Source organism: Nocardioides sp. NPDC092400, from assembly GCF_040684155.1.
Lineage (GTDB): Bacteria > Actinomycetota > Actinomycetes > Propionibacteriales > Nocardioidaceae > Nocardioides.
On the sequence record NZ_JBFBFJ010000003.1, the window covers coordinates 364314 to 386560 of the forward strand.

General features: G+C 75.0%; 17 protein-coding genes. 11 read left to right on the plus strand and 6 right to left on the minus strand.

The genetic code is table 11. The annotated features are described in order from the left end of the window. Positions 1-68 precede the first annotated feature (68 nt). Genes AB0N29_RS13500 through AB0N29_RS13530 form a run of 7 tightly spaced genes read left to right on the plus strand, consistent with a single transcriptional unit; the run spans position 69 to position 9158 of the window. A complete protein-coding gene (locus tag AB0N29_RS13500) occupies positions 69-1193 on the plus strand; it encodes an ABC transporter substrate-binding protein (protein WP_364867397.1) in 1125 nt (374 codons plus the stop codon). Next, positions 1190-2299, plus strand: a complete 1110-nt coding sequence (locus AB0N29_RS13505; protein ID WP_364867399.1) for an iron ABC transporter permease — start codon at positions 1190-1192, stop codon at positions 2297-2299. The genes AB0N29_RS13500 and AB0N29_RS13505 overlap by 4 nt, the downstream gene beginning before the upstream one ends. Further along, the gene (locus AB0N29_RS13510) at positions 2296-3096 is read left to right on the plus strand and encodes a heme ABC transporter ATP-binding protein (RefSeq protein WP_364867401.1); all 801 of its coding nucleotides are present in this window, start codon (positions 2296-2298) and stop codon (positions 3094-3096) included. The genes AB0N29_RS13505 and AB0N29_RS13510 overlap by 4 nt, the downstream gene beginning before the upstream one ends. Beyond that, complete coding sequence (locus AB0N29_RS13515) at positions 3093-4247, plus strand: hypothetical protein (RefSeq protein ID WP_364867403.1); 1155 nt, start codon at positions 3093-3095, stop codon at positions 4245-4247. Before AB0N29_RS13510 ends, AB0N29_RS13515 begins: the two co-directional genes overlap by 4 nt. Beyond that, positions 4237-5514: a hypothetical protein gene (locus AB0N29_RS13520; RefSeq protein WP_364867405.1), complete on the plus strand. Its 1278-nt coding sequence runs from the start codon at positions 4237-4239 to the stop codon at positions 5512-5514. The genes AB0N29_RS13515 and AB0N29_RS13520 overlap by 11 nt, the downstream gene beginning before the upstream one ends. A gap of 12 nt (positions 5515-5526) precedes the next feature. Next, positions 5527-7689 (plus strand): HtaA domain-containing protein, encoded by a 2163-nt coding sequence (locus AB0N29_RS13525; protein ID WP_364867407.1) that lies wholly within the window; start codon positions 5527-5529, stop codon positions 7687-7689. A 59-nt stretch (positions 7690-7748) separates the two neighbouring features. Next, positions 7749-9158, plus strand: coding sequence for an HtaA domain-containing protein (locus AB0N29_RS13530; protein WP_364867410.1), 1410 nt, complete (start codon positions 7749-7751; stop codon positions 9156-9158). 4 nt (positions 9159-9162) lie between these two features. On the opposite strand, the gene AB0N29_RS13535 is transcribed toward AB0N29_RS13530, so the two are convergent. Genes AB0N29_RS13535 through AB0N29_RS13550 form a run of 4 tightly spaced genes read right to left on the minus strand, consistent with a single transcriptional unit; the run spans position 9163 to position 11724 of the window. Further along, entirely contained in the window at positions 9163-9738 is a 576-nt protein-coding gene (locus AB0N29_RS13535; RefSeq protein WP_302267843.1) for a TetR/AcrR family transcriptional regulator, read from the minus strand. A 9-nt stretch (positions 9739-9747) separates the two neighbouring features. Continuing rightward, the gene (locus AB0N29_RS13540) at positions 9748-10422 is read right to left on the minus strand and encodes a TetR/AcrR family transcriptional regulator (RefSeq protein ID WP_302267842.1); all 675 of its coding nucleotides are present in this window, start codon (positions 10420-10422) and stop codon (positions 9748-9750) included. Between the two features lie 8 nt (positions 10423-10430). Further along, positions 10431-11240: a purine-nucleoside phosphorylase gene (locus tag AB0N29_RS13545; protein ID WP_302267841.1), complete on the minus strand. Its 810-nt coding sequence runs from the start codon at positions 11238-11240 to the stop codon at positions 10431-10433. Between the two features lie 31 nt (positions 11241-11271). Next, positions 11272-11724: a gamma-glutamylcyclotransferase gene (locus AB0N29_RS13550; RefSeq protein WP_302267840.1), complete on the minus strand. Its 453-nt coding sequence runs from the start codon at positions 11722-11724 to the stop codon at positions 11272-11274. 69 nt (positions 11725-11793) lie between these two features. On the opposite strand from AB0N29_RS13550, the gene lpdA reads away from it, so the two are divergent. From lpdA to AB0N29_RS13570, 4 genes are all read left to right on the plus strand, one after another. Beyond that, a complete protein-coding gene (lpdA, locus tag AB0N29_RS13555; RefSeq protein WP_364867416.1) occupies positions 11794-13185 on the plus strand; it encodes a dihydrolipoyl dehydrogenase in 1392 nt (463 codons plus the stop codon). Further along, positions 13185-14582, plus strand: a complete 1398-nt coding sequence (locus tag AB0N29_RS13560) for an NAD(P)H-quinone dehydrogenase (RefSeq protein WP_364867418.1) — start codon at positions 13185-13187, stop codon at positions 14580-14582. Before lpdA ends, AB0N29_RS13560 begins: the two co-directional genes overlap by 1 nt. Before the next feature lie 187 nt (positions 14583-14769). Then, positions 14770-15975, plus strand: coding sequence for a SpoIID/LytB domain-containing protein (locus AB0N29_RS13565; protein ID WP_364867420.1), 1206 nt, complete (start codon positions 14770-14772; stop codon positions 15973-15975). 35 nt (positions 15976-16010) lie between these two features. Then, positions 16011-17423: an amidase family protein gene (locus tag AB0N29_RS13570; RefSeq protein ID WP_364867422.1), complete on the plus strand. Its 1413-nt coding sequence runs from the start codon at positions 16011-16013 to the stop codon at positions 17421-17423. A gap of 175 nt (positions 17424-17598) precedes the next feature. Here the strand turns inward: AB0N29_RS13570 and AB0N29_RS13575 are convergent, their stop codons facing one another. Both AB0N29_RS13575 and AB0N29_RS13580 read right to left on the minus strand, forming a co-directional pair. Continuing rightward, positions 17599-18774, minus strand: coding sequence for a benzoate/H(+) symporter BenE family transporter (locus AB0N29_RS13575; RefSeq protein ID WP_364867424.1), 1176 nt, complete (start codon positions 18772-18774; stop codon positions 17599-17601). Between the two features lie 48 nt (positions 18775-18822). Beyond that, entirely contained in the window at positions 18823-22224 is a 3402-nt protein-coding gene (locus AB0N29_RS13580) for a pyruvate carboxylase (protein ID WP_364867426.1), read from the minus strand. Positions 22225-22247 lie beyond the last annotated feature (23 nt).

The window sequence follows — 22247 nt, forward strand, 5'->3', positions numbered from 1 at the left end:
CTGACACACTGTCAGATCGGTCTGGACATTTGGTGAGGCTTACCTAACTTAGGTGTACCTTACTCGGCGTGCTGCCCCCGTCCTCCTCCGTCCGCCTGCTGGTCCCGTCGATCGCCGGGCTGGTGGTCGCGCTGCTGCTGGCCGGCTGCGGGATCTCCACCGGCGAGCGGGCCGTCGGCTCCGACGCCGACCCCTCGGCCCTGCGGACGGCGCCACCGCTGGCCGACGTGGAGCCGCTGGAGGACGTCCGCGCCTGGGACGGCGAGGCCGTCGTGGCGGCCGACGACGCGATCGACCCCGTCGCGGAGGCGCCCGAGCAGCACCTGCCGGTGACGCTGACCGACGCCCAGGGGACCGAGGTGCGGGTCGAGGACGCCAGCCGCGTGCTGGCGCTCGACGTGCACGGGACGCTCGCGCGCACCGTCGCCGAGCTGGGCCTGGCCGACGTGCTCGTCGGCCGCGACGTGTCCACCCAGGTCGCGGGGCTCGACGACCTGCCGCTGGTCACCCAGGACGGGCACGACCTCGTCGCCGAGGCGATCCTCGAGCTCGATCCCACGCTGGTCGTCACCGACACCTCCCTCGGTCCCTGGGACGTCGTGCTGCAGGTGCGGGACGCCGGCATCCCCGTCGTCGTGCTCGAGCCGGAGCGCACCCTCGAGAACGTCGGAGGACTGGTCCACGGCGTCGCCGAGGCGCTCGGCGTCCCGGAGGAGGGCGCGGCGCTCGCCGAGCGGACCCGGCGGGAGATCGACGCGGTCACCGCCGAGGTCGCGCGCGTCGCGCCGGCGGACGAGGGCGAGCGGCTGCGGATGGTGTTCCTCTACGTGCGCGGGCAGAGCGGCGTCTACTACATGTTCGGCGAGGGGTCGGGCGCGGACTCGCTCATCGACGCGATCGGCGGGTACGACGTCGCCGAGGAGATCGGCTGGAACGGCATGAAGCCGCTCACCGACGAGGGCCTGGTCGCCGCGCAGCCCGACCTGGTGCTGATGATGTCCGGGGGCCTGGAGTCCGCGGGCGGGGTCGACGGCCTGCTCGAGCGGCTGCCCGCGCTGGCCGAGACCCCCGCGGGCCGGCACCGCCGGTTCGTGGCGATGGGCGACGCGGCCGTCCTCGGCTTCGGCCCCGCGACCGCCTCGGTCCTCGAGGCCCTCACCGTCGCGGCGTACGCACCGGGCGAGCTGTCGTGACCGCCACCCCCACCGCCGCCCCTCCCGCCGCCGGCCGCACCGCCCCGGCGACCCCGCGGACCGCCGCCCGCGTGCTCGCGGGCCGGGTCGGCCTGCTCGGCGGGCTGGGCGTCGCCCTGCTCGTGGCACTCGTCCTCGGGGCCGGCCACGGCCAGCTCGACGTGCCCCCGAACGAGGTCGTCGGGTCGGTGCTGCACCGCCTCGGGCTGGACTGGGGCCCCGTCCCGTCCCACCCCCAGGGCGAGAGCACCCTGTGGCAGGTCCGGTTCCCGCGCGTGGCCATGGCCGCCCTCGCGGGCGCCGCGCTCGCCACTGCGGGCGCCCTGATGCAGGGCGTCTTCGGCAACCCCCTGGCCGAGCCCGGCGTCGTGGGGGTCTCCTCCGGGGCCGCCGTCGCGGCGGCCTCGGTGATCGTGCTCGACCTGACCTTCGCCGGCACCTGGACGGTCGCGGTGTGCGCCTTCCTCGGCGGGCTGGTGACCACCGTGCTGGTCTACGTGATGTCGCGCGACGAGGGCCGCACCGAGGTGGTCACGCTGGTGCTGACCGGCATCGCGCTCAACGCGGTGACCAGCGCCGGGCTGGCCTTCCTGATGTTCCTGGGCGACACCCAGGCGCGCGAGGAGATCGTCTTCTGGCAGCTGGGCAGCCTCAACGGGTCGCGCTGGGAGCAGGTCGGCGTCGTCGCGCCGCTCGCCGTCGGCGGGATCCTCGTCGCCCTCCTCCTCGCGCCCCGGCTGGACCTGCTCGCGCTCGGCGACCGCGCCGCCCGCCACGTCGGTGTCGACGTCGAGCGGCTGCGGATGACCACGATCGTGGCGGTCGCCGTGCTCACCGCCGCGGCGGTGTCCTTCTGCGGGATCATCGCGTTCGTCGGGCTGGTCGTGCCGCACCTGGTGCGGTTGGTGGCCGGTCCCGGCCACCGGCTGCTCGTGCCCGCCAGTGCGCTCGGCGGTGCCGTCCTCCTCGTCGTCGCGGACCTGTGGGCCCGCACCGCGATCGAGTACGCCGACCTGCCGATCGGGATGCTGACCTCCCTGGTCGGCGGCCCCTTCTTCTTCTGGCTGCTGCGCCGGGCCCGTCGTACGGCGGGGGGCTGGGCGTGACGGCCCCCGGCGCGACGGTCCGCGCACGCGGCGTCGGCGTGGCCGTCGACGGCCACCGCATCCTCGACGGGGTCGACGTCGACGTCCGGCCCGGGGAGCTGCTGGCCCTGGTCGGGCCGAACGGCGCCGGCAAGTCCACCCTGCTCGGCGTCCTCTCCGGCGACACCGTGCCGACGACGGGCACCGTCGAGCTCGGCGGGCGCGAGCTGCGCCGGCACGCCGCCCGCGACCTGGCCCGGGTGCGCGGGGTGCAGCTGCAGCAGCAGGGCCTCGCGTTCGGGTTCCGCGTCGAGGACGTCGTGCGCATGGGCCGCTCCCCGTGGCACCGGACCCCGGCCGAGGACGACGACGAGCGCGTCGTCGCCGAGGCCATGGAGCGGGCGGACGTGGCCGCTCTCGGGCAGCGGCACTTCCCCACGCTCTCGGGCGGCGAGCAGGCGCGCACGTCGTTCGCCCGGCTGCTCGCCCAGGCCACCCCCGTGCTGATGCTCGACGAGCCGACCGCGGCCCTCGACATCCGTCACCAGGAGGCGCTGCTCGACGTGCTGCGCCGCACCGTCCGGGCCGGTGCCGCCGCCGTTGTCGTGCTGCACGACCTCTCGCTCGCCGCGGCGTACGCCGACCGCGTCTGCGTCCTCGCCGACGGCCGGGTCCGCGCCGACGGCCCGCCCGCCGAGGTGCTGACCGGGGCGCTGCTGAGCGAGGTCTACGGCCACCCGGTCGACGTCGTCGAGCACGCCGGCCACCTCCTCGTCGTCCCCGTCCGCACCCCGTCGCCGCTCCAGGAGGTCCTGTGAGGTCCCGGCTCCTCGCCGCGCTGCTGCTCGCGGCCACCTGCTCGCTCGCCGTGCCCGCAGCCCCGGCCGCCGCGGCCTCGCGGGTCACCGTCGCGAACCCCGACGGCGACGCGGCCGTCGACCCGACGTACGCCACGACCCTGCAGGTGCGGGGGAGCGGCTTCCAGTCGATCCGCGGCGGGCACGGGGGGATCTACGTCTTCTTCGGTGCCGTCGACGGCACCTGGCAGCCCAGCCGCGGGGGCGCGACCGGTGAGGACTACTGGTACGTCCCGGACAGCGAGGCGCGCGACAACCAGGGCTTCCAGAAGTACGTCGCGTTCCCCGGCTCCGACACCGCGGGCTCCGCCAACGGCGGCACCATGTCGGCGAAGGGCACGTGGTCCACGACGGTCGTCGTGCCCGGCGCGACGTTCCGGGCCTACGACCGCGACGACTCGGTGCGGACCATCGACTGCCGGAGGCTGACCTGCGGCGTGATCACCGTCGGTGCCCACGGCGTGAAGAACGCCCGCAACGAGACCTTCACCCCCGTGCGGGTCGCCTCGCTGCAGCAGGCGGCGCCCACCGACCCGGCCGACCCGGCTGACCCGACCGACCCGGCCGCGCCCGCGGCCGGGGCGGACACCGGCGCACCGGTCGCGCCGCCCGGTCCCGTGGCCGGGGCCGTGCCGGAGGGATCCGTGCCGAGCGGCGCCCAGACGCCCGCCGCGGGCGAGGTGCCCGGTGCCGGCGCCGCGGCGAGCACGCCCACGCTCAAGGTCGACCGCGCCTCGGCCGTCGCCGGCAACGTGCTCGCCTTCACCGCCGCCGGCCTCCCGCCGGGCCGCCAGGTCACCGTCGTCCTCGACGACGGTGCGGCGGGTGCCGGGCCGTTCCTCGTCGGCGCCGACGGCGGCACCGCCGGGGTGCTGGCCCTGCCCGAGGACGCCGCGGCCGGCACCCACGAGCTGCGTGTCCACGGCGTCGACGGGGCCCCCGCGGTCTCCTTCGCGATCACCGGGACCGACGCGGTGGCCGCGACGGCCCGCCCGGGCTCCGAGCGGGCCGGCCTGCTCGTCGCCGGCGCGGCGGGCCTGGTGCTCCTCGCGGCGGCCGGCCGCGCGGCGTACCCCCTCCTGCGCACGCGGCGGGTGCGTCGTGCGGCCTGACCGGCGACGGCACGGCATCGCCGCCGCGCTCGCCTCGGCCGCCGTCGTCGCCCTGCTCGGCGGGACGTCCGGCGGGGTGCTCGGGGCGGCGCCCGCCGGTGCCGAGGAGCCCGCCGAGGACCCCACGACCCGGGTCGAGCTGGACGGGGCCGTGCTCCGGTGGGGGATCAACCACGAGTCGAGCAACCGGGCGCACGCGCCGGACACCTACAACTTCCTCTCCGCCGGCCGGGTCCCCGACCCGGGCCGGGGCGGCACGACGCTGCCGCGGTCGTCCTGGCAGCAGCGCGAGGGCGACGTCCGCATCCAGAAGTGGGACGGCCGCCGGTGGCGCCCGGCGACCTGGAAGGGGTTGTCCACCGATGCCGCCGGGAAGCCGCTCGGCCCACCCGCGAGCGGGTCGACGAGCGGTCTGCGGTTCACGATCGCCTCGGGCGAGGGGTACGTCGACCCCGCCGCCGGCACGGCCCACGTCGCGTGGGACGGCGACCTCACGGTCGTCTACTACTCCGGGATGTCGATGTTCCACGTCAGCGACCCCGTGCTCGACGTGGCCGACGGGCGGGGCACCCTCACCGCGACGGTGAGCGGGTACGCCTCCTCGGTCGACGACCCCGGGTCCTGGACCCCCGTGCCGGGGGAGACCGTCACGCTCGCCGACCTGCCGGACGTCGACCTCGGCGACGCCGGACCGGGCGGCGGGCTGAGCGTCGAGCCGGCGTACCGCGGCGTGACCGTCGACGGCCTCGGCCAGACGACGGGGGAGGAGTGGTCGGGCTCCTTCCCGGGGGCCTTCGTGGCGTACATGGACCGCCTCGGCACCGCCGCCTTCTGGTTCTCCAGCGGCTCCTCGACCGACCCGTTCAAGGTCCCGCAGCCGCTCACCGTGTCCTACGACGCCACGGGCACCGACCCCGCGCCGACCCCGACCGCGCCGCCCACGCAGCCGGTCATCGTCAACCCGACGGTCGCGCCGCCGACCGCGGACCCGGCGCCCGGTCCCGCGCCGGTGGCCCCCGCCCCGGTGGCCGCCCCGGCCCCGGTGGCCCCCGCCGTGCCGACGGTGCCGGCCGCACCGGTCGCCGCCGCACCGGCCGCGGCTGCGCCGGCCGCGCTGCCGGCCAGCACGCAGCTGGTCGCCGCGGCGCCCACCCGGGCCGAGCCCGGCCCCGCCCCGTCCTGGCCCTGGTGGCTGGCCGGTGCCCTCCTGCTCGCCGCGGCCGTCGTGCTGCTGCTGCCCGTGCCCCGACGCGCCCGCGTCGCCTGAGAGAGGAACGCCATGATCCGCCCCACCCGCTGGGTCGCCTCGGCGGCCGCCACGACGCTCGCGGCCTCCGGCCTCGCGCTCGTCGCAGCCGCCGCGCCGGCCCCCGCCGCGCCACCGGCCCCCGTGCTGACCTGGGAGATCTCCCAGCAGTTCGACGACCACCTCTCGAGCCACGTCCTGGGCGGTGGCGCCACCGAGACCACCGAGGGTGTCGTCACCTTCCCGGACGGCGTGGGGACCTACGACCCGGCGACCGGTGCGGGGTCGGTGTCCTACGCCGGCTCCGTGGCGGGCTCGTTCGCCTTCGGCGGCTCGCCGTTCTACACGGTCACGATCGCGAACCCCACGGTCACCGTGGACGCCGACGGCGAGGGCACCGTGACGGCCGAGGTGTCCGCCTCCAACGTCGGCAGCGGCCAGGCGCCCGCCGCGTCGACGGATCCCGAGCGGGTCACCGTCACGACCTTCGACGCGCCGGCCTGGACGGTCGCGGACGGCCTCGGGTCCGTCACCGCCACGCCCGACTGGGACGGCGTGCTCCCGGAGGGCCCGGAGTCGGTTGCGCTCGGCATCAAGGCCGGCCAGCCGGTCGCCGGCCGGTCCTGGCACCCTGCGTTCCTCGGCCAGCTGACCCCCGGGGTCCGCGCGCACTTCCACGCCTCCGGTGCGGGCAGCGACGCCAAGAAGGCGCCCGCACCCTTCACCGCCCAGGCCACGCCGGCCGCGGCGCCGGTCGCCACGCCCGCGCTCGAGGTGACCACCACCTCCGCGTCGTACGCCGACGGCCTCGCGCTGTCGGTGACCGGGACCGGCTTCGACCCCGACGCGAAGGTGCAGCGCGCGCCGGACGGCGTGTACGTCGGCGTCGCGCCCAGCGGCGGCATCCTCGGCCTGACGGACGCCGGCTTCGCGGCGGCCACGCACGTCGGCAGGGCGAAGCTGGTCAGCGGGTCGTTCACCACCGCGCTGGTCGTGCCGACCGCGAAGCTCGACCCCGCGAGGTCGTGGTCGGTCTACACCTGGAGTGCCCACGGCAACCCGGTCGCGGACGACTCGCAGGCCGTCGAGAAGGCCCTCGCCGTCGACTGGTCGAAGCTGGCGCAGCCCGGCACCGGCCCCGGGACCGACCCCGGCCCGGGCACCGGTCCCGAGGTTCCGGCGAGCAACCCGCGGACGACCGCGTCCGTGACGGCCGCGTCGTACGCCGGCGGGGTGCAGGTGGCCGTCTCCGGCACCGGCTTCCGGGCGGTCACCAACGCGGGCGACAACGGCGTCTACGTCGGCCTGGCGCCCGCGGGCGGGATGCCGAGCACCGGCTCGCAGACCGACCAGGCCGCGTTCGCGGCGGCGGCCTGGGTCATGCCGCAGCAGATGCCCGGCGGCGCCTTCAGCACCACGCTGCTCGCTCCGACCGCGAAGCTCGACCCCACCAGGAGCTACGCGGTCTACACGTGGCAGGCGCACACCCACTCCAACACCAGCCAGGACACCCAGACGCCCGTCACCATCGACTGGTCCAGGCTCGCGCCGCCCGCCGGTGGGCCCGGCGGGGGCAGCGGCCCCGAGCAGCCCGAGCAGTCCGGCGAGGAGCCCGAGCAGCCGGGTGAGGAGCCCGAGCAGCCCGCGGCGGTCGGGGTCACCGGCCCCGCCCAGGCGGCCTTCGGCCGGTCGGGCTCGATCTCGGCCGTGATCACGGTCGGCGGCGAGCCGGCGTCCGGCACCGCGGTCCTGACCGGCCTCGGCGCCGAGCAGACCACCGAGCTCGTCGACGGCCGCGCGACGTTCCGCATCCCGGCCCGCCTGGGCGCGGGCCGCCACACCGCACGGATCTCCTTCGACGGTGTGGTCGTCGCCGAGCACGTGGTGGTCGTCGAGAAGGCGTCGCCGGTCGTCACCGCGCGCTGGTCGCGCCAGCCCACCGCCACCGCGGCGGGCCGGCTGACCACGGTCGTCCGCGGAGCGGCTGCCGTCGGCGACCCCGCCGGCCGGGTGCGGCTGCGGCTCTACCGCGACGGGAAGCTCCGGCGCACGATCGCGCCGGTCGCCCTCGAGGACGGCCGGGCCACGTTCGCGGTCGCCCGGCTCGGTGCCGGCACCTGGAAGGTCCGGGTGCGCTACCTCGGCGCCCGCAACTACGTCGGCGACACCACGGTCCTCGACCTGCGCGTCCGCTGAACCACGGCGGGGGCGCACCCGCGTGCCCCCGCCGCCACCCCGTACCGAGAGGAAGCACCATGATCCGCCCGACCCGCTGGGCCGCCTCGGCCGCAGCGACCACGATGGCCGCCTCCGGCCTGGCCCTGGTCGCCACGGCCGCCCCGGCCACGGCCGCCCCGGCCACCGCCGCGGCCGCGCCGTCCCTGACCTGGGAGATCTCCCAGCAGTTCGACGACCACCTGTCGAGCCACGAGCTCGCCGGCGGGGCCACCGAGGCCGCCGACGGGGTGGTCACCTTCCCGGACGGCGTGGGGAGCTACGACCCGGCGACCGGTGCGGGGTCGGTGTCCTACGCCGGCTCCGTGGCGGGCACGTTCGAGATCCCGATGGTCGGCACGGCCGTCTACACGGTCACGTTCGCCCAGCCGCGGGTGACCGTCGAGGCCGACGGCGACGGCACGATCAGCGCGCTCGTCTCGGCGAAGGTCAACGGCGGCATGGGCCAGCCGGCGAGCGACGTCGCCCCGGCGCGGGTCACGGTCACCACGTTCGACGCGCCGGCCTGGACGGTCGCGGACGGCCTCGGCTCGATCACCGCCACCCCCGCCTGGGACGGCGTGCTCCCGGAGGGCCCGGGGTCGGCGGCGCTCGGGATCCCCGCCGGCCAGCCGGTCGACGGGAAGGCCTGGGCCGCCGACCTCCTGGGCCACCTGCCGTCGGGGCTGCGCGCCCACTTCCACGCCTCCGGCGCGAGCAGCGACGCCAAGAAGGCGCCGGCGGCGTTCACCGCCCGGGCCACCCCGGCCGCCGCGGCCGCGCCCGCGGTCTCCCACACCGCGACCACCTCGCGCAGCGGAGTCGCGTTCACCGTCTCCGGCACCGGCTTCGACGGCACCACCAACCCCGGCGACAACGGCGTGTACGTCGGTCTCGCGGAGGCCGGTGGCCTGCCCGAGACCGACGACATGGCCGACCAGTCGGAGTTCGTGGCGGCGGCCTGGGTGCCCGCTGCGCAGGTCGTGGGCGGTGCCTTCACCACGTCGCTCACCGCGCCGGCGGCCAAGCTGGAGCGCGGCACGTCGTACTCCCTCTACACCTGGCAGGCGCACACCCACTCCAACACCTCCCAGGACACCGAGACCCCGGTGACCATCGACTGGGCCGCGCTGGGCGGCAAGACCGAGCCGCGCGCGACCGTCGCGGTCACCAAGAAGCCGACGTCCGTCCGGGCCGGCAGGCTCCGCGTCGCCTACACCGGTGACGCCGGCACGGTCGGCGGCAAGGTCACCGTCCGCATCGCCAGGGCGGCGACGTCGGGGCGGACCGGCAAGGTCGTGGCCACCCGCACCGCGAGGCTGGCCGGGGGCAGGGCCACCGTCGCCCTGCCGAGGCTCGCGAAGGGCGGCTACCGGATCAAGGTCGTGTACGCCGGCTCGTCGGTCTACGAGCGCGTGGCGCGGACCGTGGCGCTGAAGGTCGCCCGCTGACCCCTCAGCCCGCGGAGCCCCCGGCCCCGACCGCGCGCAGGACGAACGACTCGATCGTCCGCGCCGGGAGGTGCCGGGGGCTCAGGCACGCATGGACGAGGGGCAGCGTGGCCTCGACGTCCTCGACCACCATCCGCCCGGAGTCGCGCCCCGCGACGAGGACCGAGCGCAGGACGTCCTCGACCGCGACGACGTGCCCGCGGATCTCCCGGCGGGCCTCGTCGCTCAGCATCGCGAACAGCCGCGGCCCCAGGCCGAGGTGGAACTCCTCGTCCGCGGCGAGGTGGTGGCGCACGTAGGTGCGCAGCTGCTCGACCGGGTCGTCGGTGACGCCGAGGACCTCGGTCAGCCGGGCGACGTACCGCTCGGTCTCGTCGCTGGCGAAGGCGACGACGACGGCGGCCTTGTCGGGGAAGTGGTGGTAGATCGCGGTGCGGCCGATGCCTGCTCGCTCGGCGATCGCGGCCATGGTGACGGCGTCGTAGGACCGCTCGCCGACCAGCTCGGCGAAGGCGTCGAAGACCCGGCGTCGCAGGTCGGCGCGGTGCTCCTGCAGCGAACCGGCGCTGATGCGCGGCACGCGGCCACGCTACCGGTCGGTCGGCAGCGGCGCGGGGACCGGCGCGGGGACCGGTGCGGTCACCATCGCGGTGGCCATCAGCACGAGGTTCTGCACGAACCGCTCGGTCGGCAGCTCCTCGCGGCCGCTCGGCGGCAGCTCGCCGGCGCGGGCGCGCGCGGCCACCGAGTGCATGACGAACGCCGTCATCAGCGCCAGCCGCTCGTTCTCCAGCGACTGGTCCATCGCCATCGGTGCGAGCCGCTCCCGCATCAGCCCGAACAGCTCGTAGCCCCCGGTGCGGGCGAACGCGGCCTGGACGTCCGGTCCCAGGGGCGTGATGTCCTGCTGGACCAGCTCGCCGACGATGACGATGTAGCACCGCCCGCGCCAGCCCATCTCCGAGACCTCCGTGACGGGCCGCACGATCGCCTCGACGACCGAGGCGATGTCGTCGGCGGGGTGCTGCCGCGCGAGGTCGAGCAGCTCGACCTCGCGGCGGCCGATGTCGTCGGCGTGCTGCTCCAGGACGGCGGCGATCAGGCCCTCGCGGCTGCCGAAGTGGTAGTGGACCGCACCCCGGTTGCGCTGCCCGGCCTGGCGGGTGATCTCGAGGAGCGAGGCGTTGTGCACGCCGTGCTCGGCGAAGGCCCGCAGGGCGGCGTCGACGAGCAGCTGCCGGGTGCTGCCCGCCGCGGTGTCCATGTCCGGGCTCAGATCCTGGGGACGATCCGGCCGAGGAGGTCACCCATGCGCGTGGCGGCGGCGCGCCCGGCCTCGAGCACCTCCGCGTGGTTGAGGGGCTCGCCGGTGATGCCCGCGGCGAGGTTCGTGACCAGGCTGATGCCCAGCACCTCCATGCCGGCCTCACGGGCGGCGATCGCCTCCAGCGTCGTGCTCATGCCCACCAGGTGACCGCCGATCGCCCGGGCCATGCCGATTTCGGCCGGGGTCTCGTAGTGGGGGCCGGGGAACTGCACGTAGACGCCCTCGTCGAGGGTCGGGTCCACCTCGCGGCACATCGCCCGCAGCCGGCTGGAGTAGAGGTCGGTGAGGTCGACGAAGTTCGCGCCGACGATGGGGGACCGGCCGGTCAGGTTGATGTGGTCGGAGATCAGGACGGGGGTGCCCGGCGTCCAGGTCTCCTTGAGCCCGCCGCATCCGTTGGTGAGGACGACGGTGGAGCAGCCGGCCGCGGCGGCGGTCCGGACGCCGTGCACGACGGCGGCGACGCCGCGACCCTCGTAGTAGTGGGTGCGGGAGAGGAACGCCAGGACGTTCTTCTCGCCGACCTTGAGCGACCGGATCTTCCCCGAGTGGCCGGCGACGGCCGCGGCGCTGAAGCCCGGCAGGTCGGTGGTGTCGATCTCGGCGGTGGCCCCGCCGAGGGCGTCGACCGCCGGCAGCCAGCCGGAGCCGAGGACGAGCGCGAGGTCGTGGCGCTCGACGCCGGTCAGGTCGGCGAGGGCGGTGGCCGCCTCCTGCGCCAGGGCGTACGGGTCGGGGGAGCTGGTCTCGGTCACGGCGGAACTGTAGGTCAGGTCCGCCGCCCGGTCAGAGTCCTGTCGACCGGCAGGGGCGGCGCCTGAGGGCCGCGACGTAGTCGGCCGGCGCGTCGGCGGCCTCGGCCGCGTCGGCGAGGACACCGAGGTACGACGCGGAGGGCAGCCCGCCCTCGTAGGCGTCGAGCACGTAGGTCCACACGACGACCTCGCCGTCCATGGTGGAGACCCGGACCTTGGTCTTGCGGTACAGCCCGGAGTCCGCGGCCTCCCAGCCGTCGAGGTGCTTCTCGTCCTCACGGGTGATGTCGTAGACCGCGACGAAGACCTGCTCGAAGGGGTCCTGGACGATCGTGGAGAGCGCGCCGTCCCAGCCGTGCTCCTCGCCGCCGAACGTCAGCCGCCACCCGCTGAGCCACCCGGTGGTGCGCATCGGGGAGTGCGGGCAGCGCTCGCCCATCCGGGCGGGATCGAGGTTGGTCCCGTAGGCGGCGTAGAGCGTCACGTCCGCAGGCTACTGGTCGGTGGGCGACCCGGTCGGGGTGACCTGCGCGACAGAAGTAGGCTGGCGACCGTGACGAACCACTTCGATGTCCTCGTCCTCGGCGCCGGTCCCGGGGGCTACGTCGCGGCGATCCGCGCCGCCCAGCTCGGCAAGACGGTCGCCGTGGTGGAGGAGAAGTACTGGGGCGGTGTGTGCCTCAACGTCGGGTGCATCCCGTCGAAGGCGCTGCTCAAGAATGCCGAGCTCGCCCACGTCCTGACCCACGAGAAGGACAAGTTCGGCATCGAGGGCGACGCCACGATGTCGTTCGGACCGACCCACAAGCGCAGCCGCCAGGTCTCGGCCGGCATCGTCAAGGGCGTCCACTTCCTCATGAAGAAGAACAAGATCACCGAGATCGACGGCTGGGGCACCCTCACCGGCCCGACGTCGGTCGACGTGACCAAGGACGGCGAGACCACGTCGTACACCTGCGACGACCTGATCATCGCGACCGGCGCGCGGACCCGGCTCATCCCCGGCACCGAGCTCTCGGACCGCGTCGTGACCTACGAGGAGCAGATCCTCACCGACCAGCTCCCCGGCTCGATCATCATCGCCGGGTCCGGCGCGATCGGCGTCGAGTTCGCCTACGTCATGAAGAACTTCGGCGTCGACGTGACGATCGTGGAGTTCCTCGACCGGATGGTGCCCACCGAGGACGCCGACGTGTCCAAGGAGCTGCTCAAGCACTACAAGAAGCTCGGCGTGAAGGTGCTGCTGTCGACCAAGGTCGAGGGCATCGACGACTCCGGCGACAAGGTCAAGGTCACCGTCTCCAGGGACGGCGAGCAGCAGGTGCTCGAGGCCGACAAGGTCCTGCAGGCGATCGGCTTCCAGCCGCGCACCGAGGGCTACGGCCTCGAGGCGGCCGGTGTCGAGCTCACCGAGCGCGGCGCCATCGCCGTCGACGGCCGTGGGCGCACCAACGTCGACCACGTCTACGCCATCGGCGACGTCACCGGGAAGATGATGCTCGCCCACGCCGCCGAGGCGATGGGCATCGTGGCCGCGGAGACGATCTCCGGCGCGGAGACGATGGAGATCGACTTCGACATGATCCCGCGGGCGACGTACTGCCAGCCCCAGATCGGCTCGTTCGGGTACACCGAGCAGCAGGCCAAGGACAAGGGGTACGACGTCAAGACGGCGACGTTCCCGTTCTCGGCCAACGGCAAGGCCCAGGGCCTCGGCGACGCGGTCGGCTTCGTCAAGGTCGTCGCCGACGCCGAGCACAACGAGATCCTCGGCGCCCACATGATCGGCCCGGACGTCACCGAGCAGCTGCCGGTGCTGACCCTGGCCCAGCAGTGGGACCTCACCGCCGACGAGGTGTCGCGCAACGTCTTCGCCCACCCGACGCTGTCCGAGGCCGTGAAGGAAGCCGTCCACGGCATCGCCGGCCACATGATCAACTTCTGATGGCCACCGACCGCGTCGTCATCGTCGGGGGCGGGCCCGGCGGCTACGAGGCCGCGCACGTCGCCGCCCAGCTGGGCGCCGAGGTGACGGTCGTCGACACCGACGGGGTCGGTGGCTCGGCGGTCCTCACCGACTGCGTCCCGAGCAAGACCCTGATCGCGACCGCGGAGGTCATGGACGAGCTGGCCGGCGCGGCCGAGCTCGGCGTGATCTTCACCGACACCGAGGGCGACGCCGCGGAGACCATCCGCGTCGACCTGGCCCGGGTCAACGCCCGGGTCAAGCAGCTCGCCGCCGACCAGTCCGCCGACATCGCCCGCCGCCTGGCCAAGGACGGCGTGCGCGTCGTCGAGGCGCGCGGCCGGCTCGACGGGCCGGGCCGCGTCGTCGCGACCGCGGCCGACGGCTCCGAGCAGACCCTCGAGGCCGACGCGGTGCTCATCGCCACCGGTGCGGCCCCGCGCACGCTGCCGACCGCGCAGCCCGACGGCGAGCGCATCCTCACCTGGGAGCAGGTCTACGACCTCACCGAGGTGCCGACCGAGCTGATCGTGGTCGGGTCGGGCGTGACCGGCGCGGAGTTCGCCAGCGCCTACCTCAACCTCGGCATCCCGGTCACCCTGGTCTCCTCCCGCGACCGGGTGCTGCCGGGCGAGGACGCCGACGCGGCCACCGTGCTCGAGGACGTCCTGCGCCGCCGCGGCATGACCGTGCTGTCGAAGTCGCGGATGGAGTCGGTCACCCGCGACGGCGACGTCGTCACCGTCGCGCTCACCGACGGCCGCACGGTCCAGGGCTCGCACTGCATCCTGGCGCTCGGCTCGGTCCCGAACACCACGGACATGGGCCTCGAGGAGGCCGGCGTCGTCCTCAAGGACGGCGGCTTCGTCAACGTCGACCGGGTCTCGCGCACCTCGGCGCGCGGCGTCTACTCCGCCGGCGACTGCACCGGCGTCTTCATGCTGGCCTCGGTCGCCGCGATGCAGGGCCGGATCGCGATGTGGCACTTCCTCGGCGACGCGGTGCACCCGCTGGACCTGAAGAAGGTCTCCTCCAACGTCTTCACCTCCCCGGAGATCGCGACGGTCGGCTGGTCGCAGCAGGCCGTCGACGCCGGCGAGATGCAGGCCGAGGTCGTCACGCTGCCGATGTCGGGGAACCCGCGCGCGAAGATGCAAGGGGTCCGCGACGGCTTCGTGAAGCTGCTGTGCCGCCCGGGCACGGGCATCGTCGTCGGAGGCGTCGTTGTCGGCCCGCGCGCCAGCGAGCTGATCCACCCGGTCTCCGTCGCCGTCGCCGAGTCGCTCACCGCCGACCAGCTCGCCCAGGCGTTCACGGTCTACCCGTCGATGTCCGGCTCGATCGCCGAGGCCGCCCGGAGGCTGCACCACTTCTGAGCCTCCCGGCCCCCGTCCGCGATCCCACCGGCCCAGCAGTCACAGCGGCACCAGGTTGGGTGCGTACGACGGTTCGCCGGCGAGCCCGCTTCACCCGCGCTGACCTGTGCTGACCTGCGGAAACTACAGATCTGTAGTTCACTCGCACCGATTGCGGGACTCCTGTGACAGGTGGTGCCATTGGTGCATGCGTCTGTTCTCGACCCTGGCGGCCTGCGCCCTCGTGCTGCCGGTCGCCCTGCTCCCGGGGGCGGGGCAGGCGGCTCCCGCCCGTGCCGCCGCGTCCACGATCGACGACTGGGCGGTGCCGCGCGCGGCGACCGTGACCATCACCGGTCGCGGCTACGGGCACGGCCACGGCATGTCGCAGTACGGCGCCGAGGGCGCGGCCCGGCAGGGCCTGGGCCACCGGGAGATCGTGGAGTTCTACTACCCCGGCACCCAGTGGGGGACGAGCCGGGGCCGGGTCACCGTGGCGCTGTCCACCGATCCCGGTGACGACGTCGTGGTCCGTCCGCGCCGCGGGCTGACGGTCCGGGACCTCGCCGGCGGCGACCGGCTGCGGCTGCCCGAGAACGGCGCGAAGCAGTGGCGCATCGCCGAGGCCGGGACGGGGAGGCTGCGGGTCGCCTACCGGACCGACAAGTGGCGCAGGTGGCGCGACCTCGCGGGCAACGGCGAGTTCTACGCCGGGGGAGCGCCGGTCACGCTGGTGACGCCGGCGGGCGACAGGCCCTACCGCGGCCGGCTCCGCGCCGCCCGCGTCGGCACCGGCGTCGAGACCGTCAACGACCTGAGGCTCGACAGCTACCTCAAGGGCGTCGTGCCCCTCGAGATCCCGGCGACCTGGAGCCCCGCCGCCGTGCGGGCGCAGGCCGTCGCGGCGCGCACGTACGCGTCGTACGAGCGTGCCCACCCGCGGGCCTCGGCCTACCAGCTGTGCGACACGACCTCCTGCCAGGTGTACGGCGGCGTGGCCGCCGAGCACCCCGCCTCCAACGCCGCGGTCGACGCGACCGCCGGGCAGGTGCTGACCGCCGGCGGGGAACCCGCCTTCACCCAGTTCGCCTCGAGCAGCGGCGGGTGGACCTCGGCCGGGTCGGTGCCCTACCTCACCGCGCAGAAGGATCCGTACGACGGCTGGGCCGGCAACCCGGTGCACCGGTGGAGCACGACGGTCGACGACGGCCGCATCGAGCGCGCCTGGCCCGCGGTCGGCGACCTGCGGCGGATCGTGGTCGCCTCGCGCGACGGCAACGGCCAGTGGGGCGGGCGCGTCGCCAGCGTCCGGCTGGTCGGCTCGCGCGGCTCGGTCACGGTGTCCGGCGACACGCTGCGGTCGGTGCTGGGGCTGCGCTCGACGTACCTCACCTTCAAGGTCGCCTCCCGCTGACGGCGGCGCGGTCGCACGGGGGGATGATTCCGCCCGTGAACCCGCCTGACGCCGCGCCCACGTCCGTCGCCGAGGTCGAGCGGCTGCTCGCCCGGATCGCCGAGGTCGACCCGGTCGTCCGCGCGGTCTGCACGGTCCACCCCGACGCCCTCGGCCAGGCCCGGGCGCGCGACGCCGAGTCCGCGGCCGGCCGCAGCCGCGGTCCGCTGCACGGGCGGGCCGTGCTGGTCAAGGACAACGTCGACACCGTCGACCTGCCCACGACCGCCGGCTCCCTGGTGCTCGCGCAGCGGCCGAACCCGGTCCAGGACGCCGCGCTGGTCGCCCGCCTGCGCGAGGCCGGGATGGTCGTGCTCGGCAAGGCCAACCTCTCGGAGTGGGCGAACATCCGCGACTACGAGTCCACCTCCGGCTGGAGCGCGTACGGCGGGCTCACCCGCAACCCCTACGCGCTCGACCGGTCGGCGGGCGGGTCGAGCTCCGGCAGCGGCGCGGCCGTCGCCGCCGGCCTGGCGGCGTTCGCGGTCGGCACGGAGACCGACGGCTCGATCAGCTGCCCCGCGGCGTACAACGGCTGCGTGGGGCTCAAGCCGACCGTCGGTCTGGTGCCCACCACCGGGGTCGTGCCGATCGCCTCCTCCCAGGACTCGCCCGGACCGATGGCCACGACGGTGCGCGACGCCGCGGCGCTGCTGTCGGTGCTCGCCGGGGACGGCGTGGACTACGCGGCGCACGCCGTCGAGGGTCGGTTGGCCGGGAAGCGGATCGGCGTGCCGCGCGGGCCCTACTGGGGCTACTCGGCCGAGGCCGACGCCGCCGCCGAGCGCGCGATCGCGGCGCTGTCGGCCGTCGGGGCCGTCGTCGTCGACGGCACCGACCTGCCGACGATGCCGGCCTCGCTCTACGACGACGAGCTGCTGGTGATGCTCGCCGAGCTGCGCACGGAGCTGGCGGCGTACCTCGCCGGCCGCCCGGGCGACGGCCCGCGCGACCTCGCGGAGGTCGTGGAGTTCAACCGGCGCCACGCCGACGTCGAGCTCGAGCACTTCGGCCAGGTCTGCCTCGAGGAGGCGCTGGCGGGCCCCGGCACCGACTCCGAGGAGTACGCCGCCGCGCGGGCGCGCTGCGTGGCCGCCACCCGCGAGGGCGGCATCGACCGGGTGCTGCGCGAGCACGCGCTGGACGTGCTGGTGACCCCGTCCTACCCCCGCGCCCACCGGATCCGGCTCGACGGTCCCGAGGAGCTGATCGGGTCGTGCACCGGGGTTCCGGCGATGGCCGGCTACCCGCTGCTCACCGTGCCGACCGAGCTCGCCGACGGGCTGCCGGTCGCGGTGTCGTTCTGGGGCACCGCCGGCAGCGAGCGGACGCTGGTGGAGGTCGCCCACGGCTACGAGTCGCTGCGCGACCCGCTCCCCGCGCCGACGTTCGCGCCGTCCGTGGGCTGAGGCCGGCCTGGGCCGTGGTCGCGGCCACCCGGATCGTTCAATTGCGCGATCGCTGTGGCGTGGGAGCGCTTCCTCGGTCGTGGCACCACCCGGATCGTTCAATTGCGCGATCGCGGTGGCGGCCCGAGCCCCAGCCCGGGCCATCCCGGACCGAGCCGACGCCGACGCGGCGGACTCAGCCGCGGGCGCGGAGGAGCGGGCGGAGCGCGAGGCCGGCGAGGAGCGCCCAGAACGCCGAGCCGACGCCGAGGACGGTGACGCCGGAGGCGGCGACGAGGAAGCAGACGGCGGCGGCCTCCCGGCCGTCCTCGTCGGCGAGCGCGCCGGAGAGCGAGGCGGCGAGGGTGCCGAGGAGCGCCAGGCCGGCGGCGGCCTGGACGACGTCGCCGGGCGCGGCGACGACGACGGCGGTGAGCGCGGAGCCGGCCGCGGCGAGGACGAGGTAGGAGACCGCCGCGCTGGTGCCGGCCAGCCAGCGCCGGGAGCGGTCGGGGCCGGCCAGCGGACCCGCGGCCATCGCGGCGGTGATCGCGGCGAGGTTGACGGCGTGCCCGCCGAGCGGTGCGGCGAGCAGCGTCCCGAGGCCGGTGACCGCCATCGACTCGCGCCACGGCACGGCGTACCCGTGGCTGGCCATGACCGCGACGCCGGGGACGTTCTGCGAGGCCATCGTCACGACGTACAGGGGGAGCGCGATGGAGACCAGGGCCGGCAGGGTCCACTCCGGCGTCGTCCAGGCGAGGGTGGGCAGCAGGCGGTCGGTGTCGACCGTGTCGCCGGCCTCGAGCAGCACGACGGTGAGCGCGACGACCAGCGCGGCCGGCACCGCCCACCGCCGGAAGAGCAGCTGCCCGACGACCCAGGTGAGCACCACGGGACCGACCAGGCCGGGGGCGTCCGCCAGCCCGGTCACCGGAGCCAGGCACAACGGCATCAGCACCCCGGCCAGCATCGCGCGCGCCAGCGACGCGGGGATGCGGCCCACCAGGTCGCCCAGCCAGGGCACCAGGCCGGTCAGGCCGATGAGGAGGGCGGTCACCACGAAGGCGCCCACCGCGGCCGGCCAGCCGCCCTCGACGGCACCGGTGGAGACCAGGAGGGCCGCACCCGGGGTCGACCAGGCGAGCGTGAGCGGGGTGCGGTGGCGCAGCCCCAGCCAGAGCATCCCGAGCGCCTGGGCCAGGCAGAGCGCGACCAGCCCCGACGCCGCCTCGGCCGAGGAGGCGCCCACGGCGGCGAGGCCCGCGAGGACGACGACGAAGGAGCTGCTGAACCCCACCACCGCCGTGACCACCCCCGCCACGACGGGGGTGGACCGGCCGGCGGCCAGGTGGGCGCCGGCCGCGCTCACCCGGCGCTCACCCGGCGCCACCCGCGCCACGAGCGGCTCACCGGCGCGTCACTCGGCCAGGACGAGCACCAGGTCGCCACCCTCGACGGCCTGGGTGCCGCCGACGGCGACCCGCTCGACGCGGCCGGCGACCGGGGCGGTGATCGAGGCCTCCATCTTCATCGCCTCGATCGTGGCGACGGTGTCACCGGCGGCCACGGTGTCGCCCTCGGCGACCACGACCGTGACCACGCCGCCGAACGGCGCCGCGACCTGGCCGGGCCGGGAGGTGTCGGCCTTCTCCGCCGCGGCCACCTCGGAGGCCACGGACCGGTCCCGCACCGCGATGGGCCGCATCTGGCCGTTGATCGTGGCCATGACGGTCCGGAAGCCGCGCTCGTCGGGCTCGCTGATGGCCTGCAGGCCCAGGATCAGCCGGATGCCCTCGGCGAGGTCGACCTGGTGCTCGACGCCGGTGCGCAGGCCGTAGAGGTACTCGACCGTCGGCAGCACCGAGACGTCGCCGTAGGTCTGGCGCTTCTCCAGGAAGTCCTTGGTCGGCCCGGGGAACAGCAGCTGGTTCAGCGCACGCTGCCGGGGCGGTCCGGCCTGCGCGAGCGCGGCGCGCTGGTCCTCGGTGAGGTCCTGGTCGGGTGCCTGCCAGGTGCGCCCCTCGAGCGCCTTGGTGCGGAACGGCTCGGGCCAGCCGCCCGGCGGGTCGCCGAGCTCGCCGTTGAGGAAGCCGATCACCGAGTCGGGGACGTCGAAGCGGCCCGGGTCCTCGGCGAACTCCGCCGGGTCGGCGCCGATGCCCACGAGCGAGAGCGCGAGGTCGCCGATGACCTTGGAGGACGGGGTCACCTTGGGGACGTTGCCGAGGATGTCGTTCGCCGCGGCGTACATGTCCTCGACCTGCTCGAACTTCTCGCCGAGGCCCAGCGCGATGGCCTGCTGGCGCAGGTTCGACAACTGCCCGCCGGGGATCTCGTGGCGGTACACGCGACCGGTCGGTGAGGCGAGGCCGGACTCGAACGGCGCGTAGACGCGGCGAGTGGCCTCCCAGTACGGCTCCAGCGCGTTGACCGCCGCCAGCGACAGCCCGGTCTCCCGCTCGGAGTGGTCGGTGGAGGCGACCAGCGCCGAGAGCGGCGGCTGCGAGGTGGTGCCGGCCATCGACGAGGTCGCGGCGTCGACGGCGTCGACCCCCGCCTCGATCGCCGCGGTCAGCGTCGCGAGCTGGCCGCCGGTGGTGTCGTGGGTGTGCAGGTGCACCGGCAGGTCGAACCGCTCGCGCAGCGCGGTCACCAGCGTCCGCGCCGCCGGGGCGCGCAGCAGGCCGGCCATGTCCTTGATCGCCAGCACGTGCGCGCCGGCCTCGACGATCCGCTCGGCCAGGCGCAGGTAGTAGTCGAGCGTGTAGAGCTGCTCGCCCGGGTCGGACAGGTCGCCGGTGTAGCACAGCGCCACCTCGGCGACGGTGGTCCCGGTCGCGCGCACCGCCTCGATCGCCGGGCGCATCTGCTCGACGTCGTTGAGGGCGTCGAAGATCCGGAAGACGTCGATGCCGGTGGCGGCCGCCTCCTCGACGAAGGCGTCGGTCACGGCGGTGGGGTACGGCGTGTAGCCGACGGTGTTGCGGCCGCGCAGCAGCATCTGCAGGGCGATGTTCGGCACGGCCTGGCGCAGCTGGGCCAGCCGCTCCCACGGGTCCTCGGCGAGGAAGCGCAGCGCCACGTCGTACGTCGCGCCGCCCCACGCCTCGAGCGACCACAGCTCCGGGGTGGTCCGGGCGACGTGCGGGGCGACCGTCAGCAGGTCGCGGGTGCGCACGCGGGTGGCGAGGAGGGACTGGTGGGCGTCGCGGAAGGTCGTGTCGGTGACGGCCACCCGGGACTGCTCGCGCAGCCGGCGGGCGAACTCCTCGGGCCCGACCTTGAGCAGCAGCTGGCGGGTGCCGTCCGGCGCCGGGACCTGCAGGTCGGTCGGCGGGAGCTTGGTCGCGGGGTCGACCGAGACCTTCGCCTCGCCGTGCGGCTGGTTGACGGTGACATCGGCGAGGTAGGTCAGCAGCTTGCTGCCCCGGTCGCCGCTGCCGCGCGCCTGGAGCAGCTGCGGGTGGGTCTCGATGAACGACGTCGTGACGTTGCCGGAGGCGAAGTCGGGGTCGTCGAGCACCGCCTGCAGGAACGGGATGTTCGTCGAGACGCCGCGGATGCGGAACTCCGCGACCGCCCGCCGGGCCTTCTCGACCGCCTTGTCGAAGGTCCGGCCGCGGCAGGTCAGCTTGGCCAGCATCGAGTCGAAGTGCGCGGAGACCTCGGCGCCGGTGTAGACGGTGCCGCCGTCGAGCCGGATGCCGCCGCCGCCGGGGGAGCGGTACGTCGTGATCACGCCGGTGTCGGGGCGGAAGCCGTTCGCGGGGTCCTCGGTGGTGATCCGGCACTGCAGCGCGGCGCCGCGCAGCACGATGCCCTCCTGGGAGAGGCCGAGGTCGGCGAGGGTGTCGCCGGAGGCGATCCGCAGCTGGGACTGCACCAGGTCGACGTCGGTGACCTCCTCGGTCACCGTGTGCTCGACCTGGATCCGGGGGTTCATCTCGATGAAGACGTAGTTGCCCTGCGGGTCGAGCAGGAACTCCACCGTGCCGGCGTTGCGGTAGCCGATCTCGCGGGCGAAGCGCACGGCGTCCGCGCAGATCCGGTCCCGCAGCTCGGGATCGAGGTTCGGCGCCGGCGCGATCTCGACGACCTTCTGGTGGCGCCGCTGCACCGAGCAGTCGCGCTCGAAGAGGTGGATGACGTTGCCCTCGCCGTCGGCGAGGATCTGCACCTCGATGTGGCGCGGGTCGACGACGGCCTGCTCGATGAAGACCGTCGGGTCGCCGAAGGCCGCCTCGGCCTCCCGCATGCAGGTCTCGACCGCCTCGCGGAGGTGCTGGTGGTCCGGGCCGGGCTCGTCGACCTTGCGCATGCCGCGGCCGCCACCGCCGGCGACGGCCTTGACGAAGAGGGGGTAGGGCATCTCCGAGGCCGACGCGACCAGCGCGTCGACGTCGGTGGAGGGCTCGACGCTGGCGAGGGTCGGCACGCCGGCCGCCTTGGCCGCGGCGATCGCGCGCGCCTTGTTGCCGGTGAGCTCCAGCACCTCGGACGTCGGCCCGATGAAGGTGATGCCGGCCTCCGCGCACGCCTCGGCGAGCGCGGGGTTCTCCGAGAGGAACCCGTAGCCGGGGTAGACCGCGTCCGCGCCGGCGCGCACCGCCGTGGCGACGATCGCCTCGGGGTCGAGGTAGGCCCGCACCGGGTGCCCCCGCTCGCCGATCTCGTAGGCCTCGTCGGCCTTGAGCCGGTGCTCGGACCACCGGTCCTCGTAGGGGAAGACCGCCACCGTCTTCGCGCCCACCTCGTAGGCGGCGCGGAACGCACGGACCGCGATCTCGCCGCGGTTGGCCACGAGCACCTTGGAGAACATGGCGGACAGGCTAGGGGTCCACG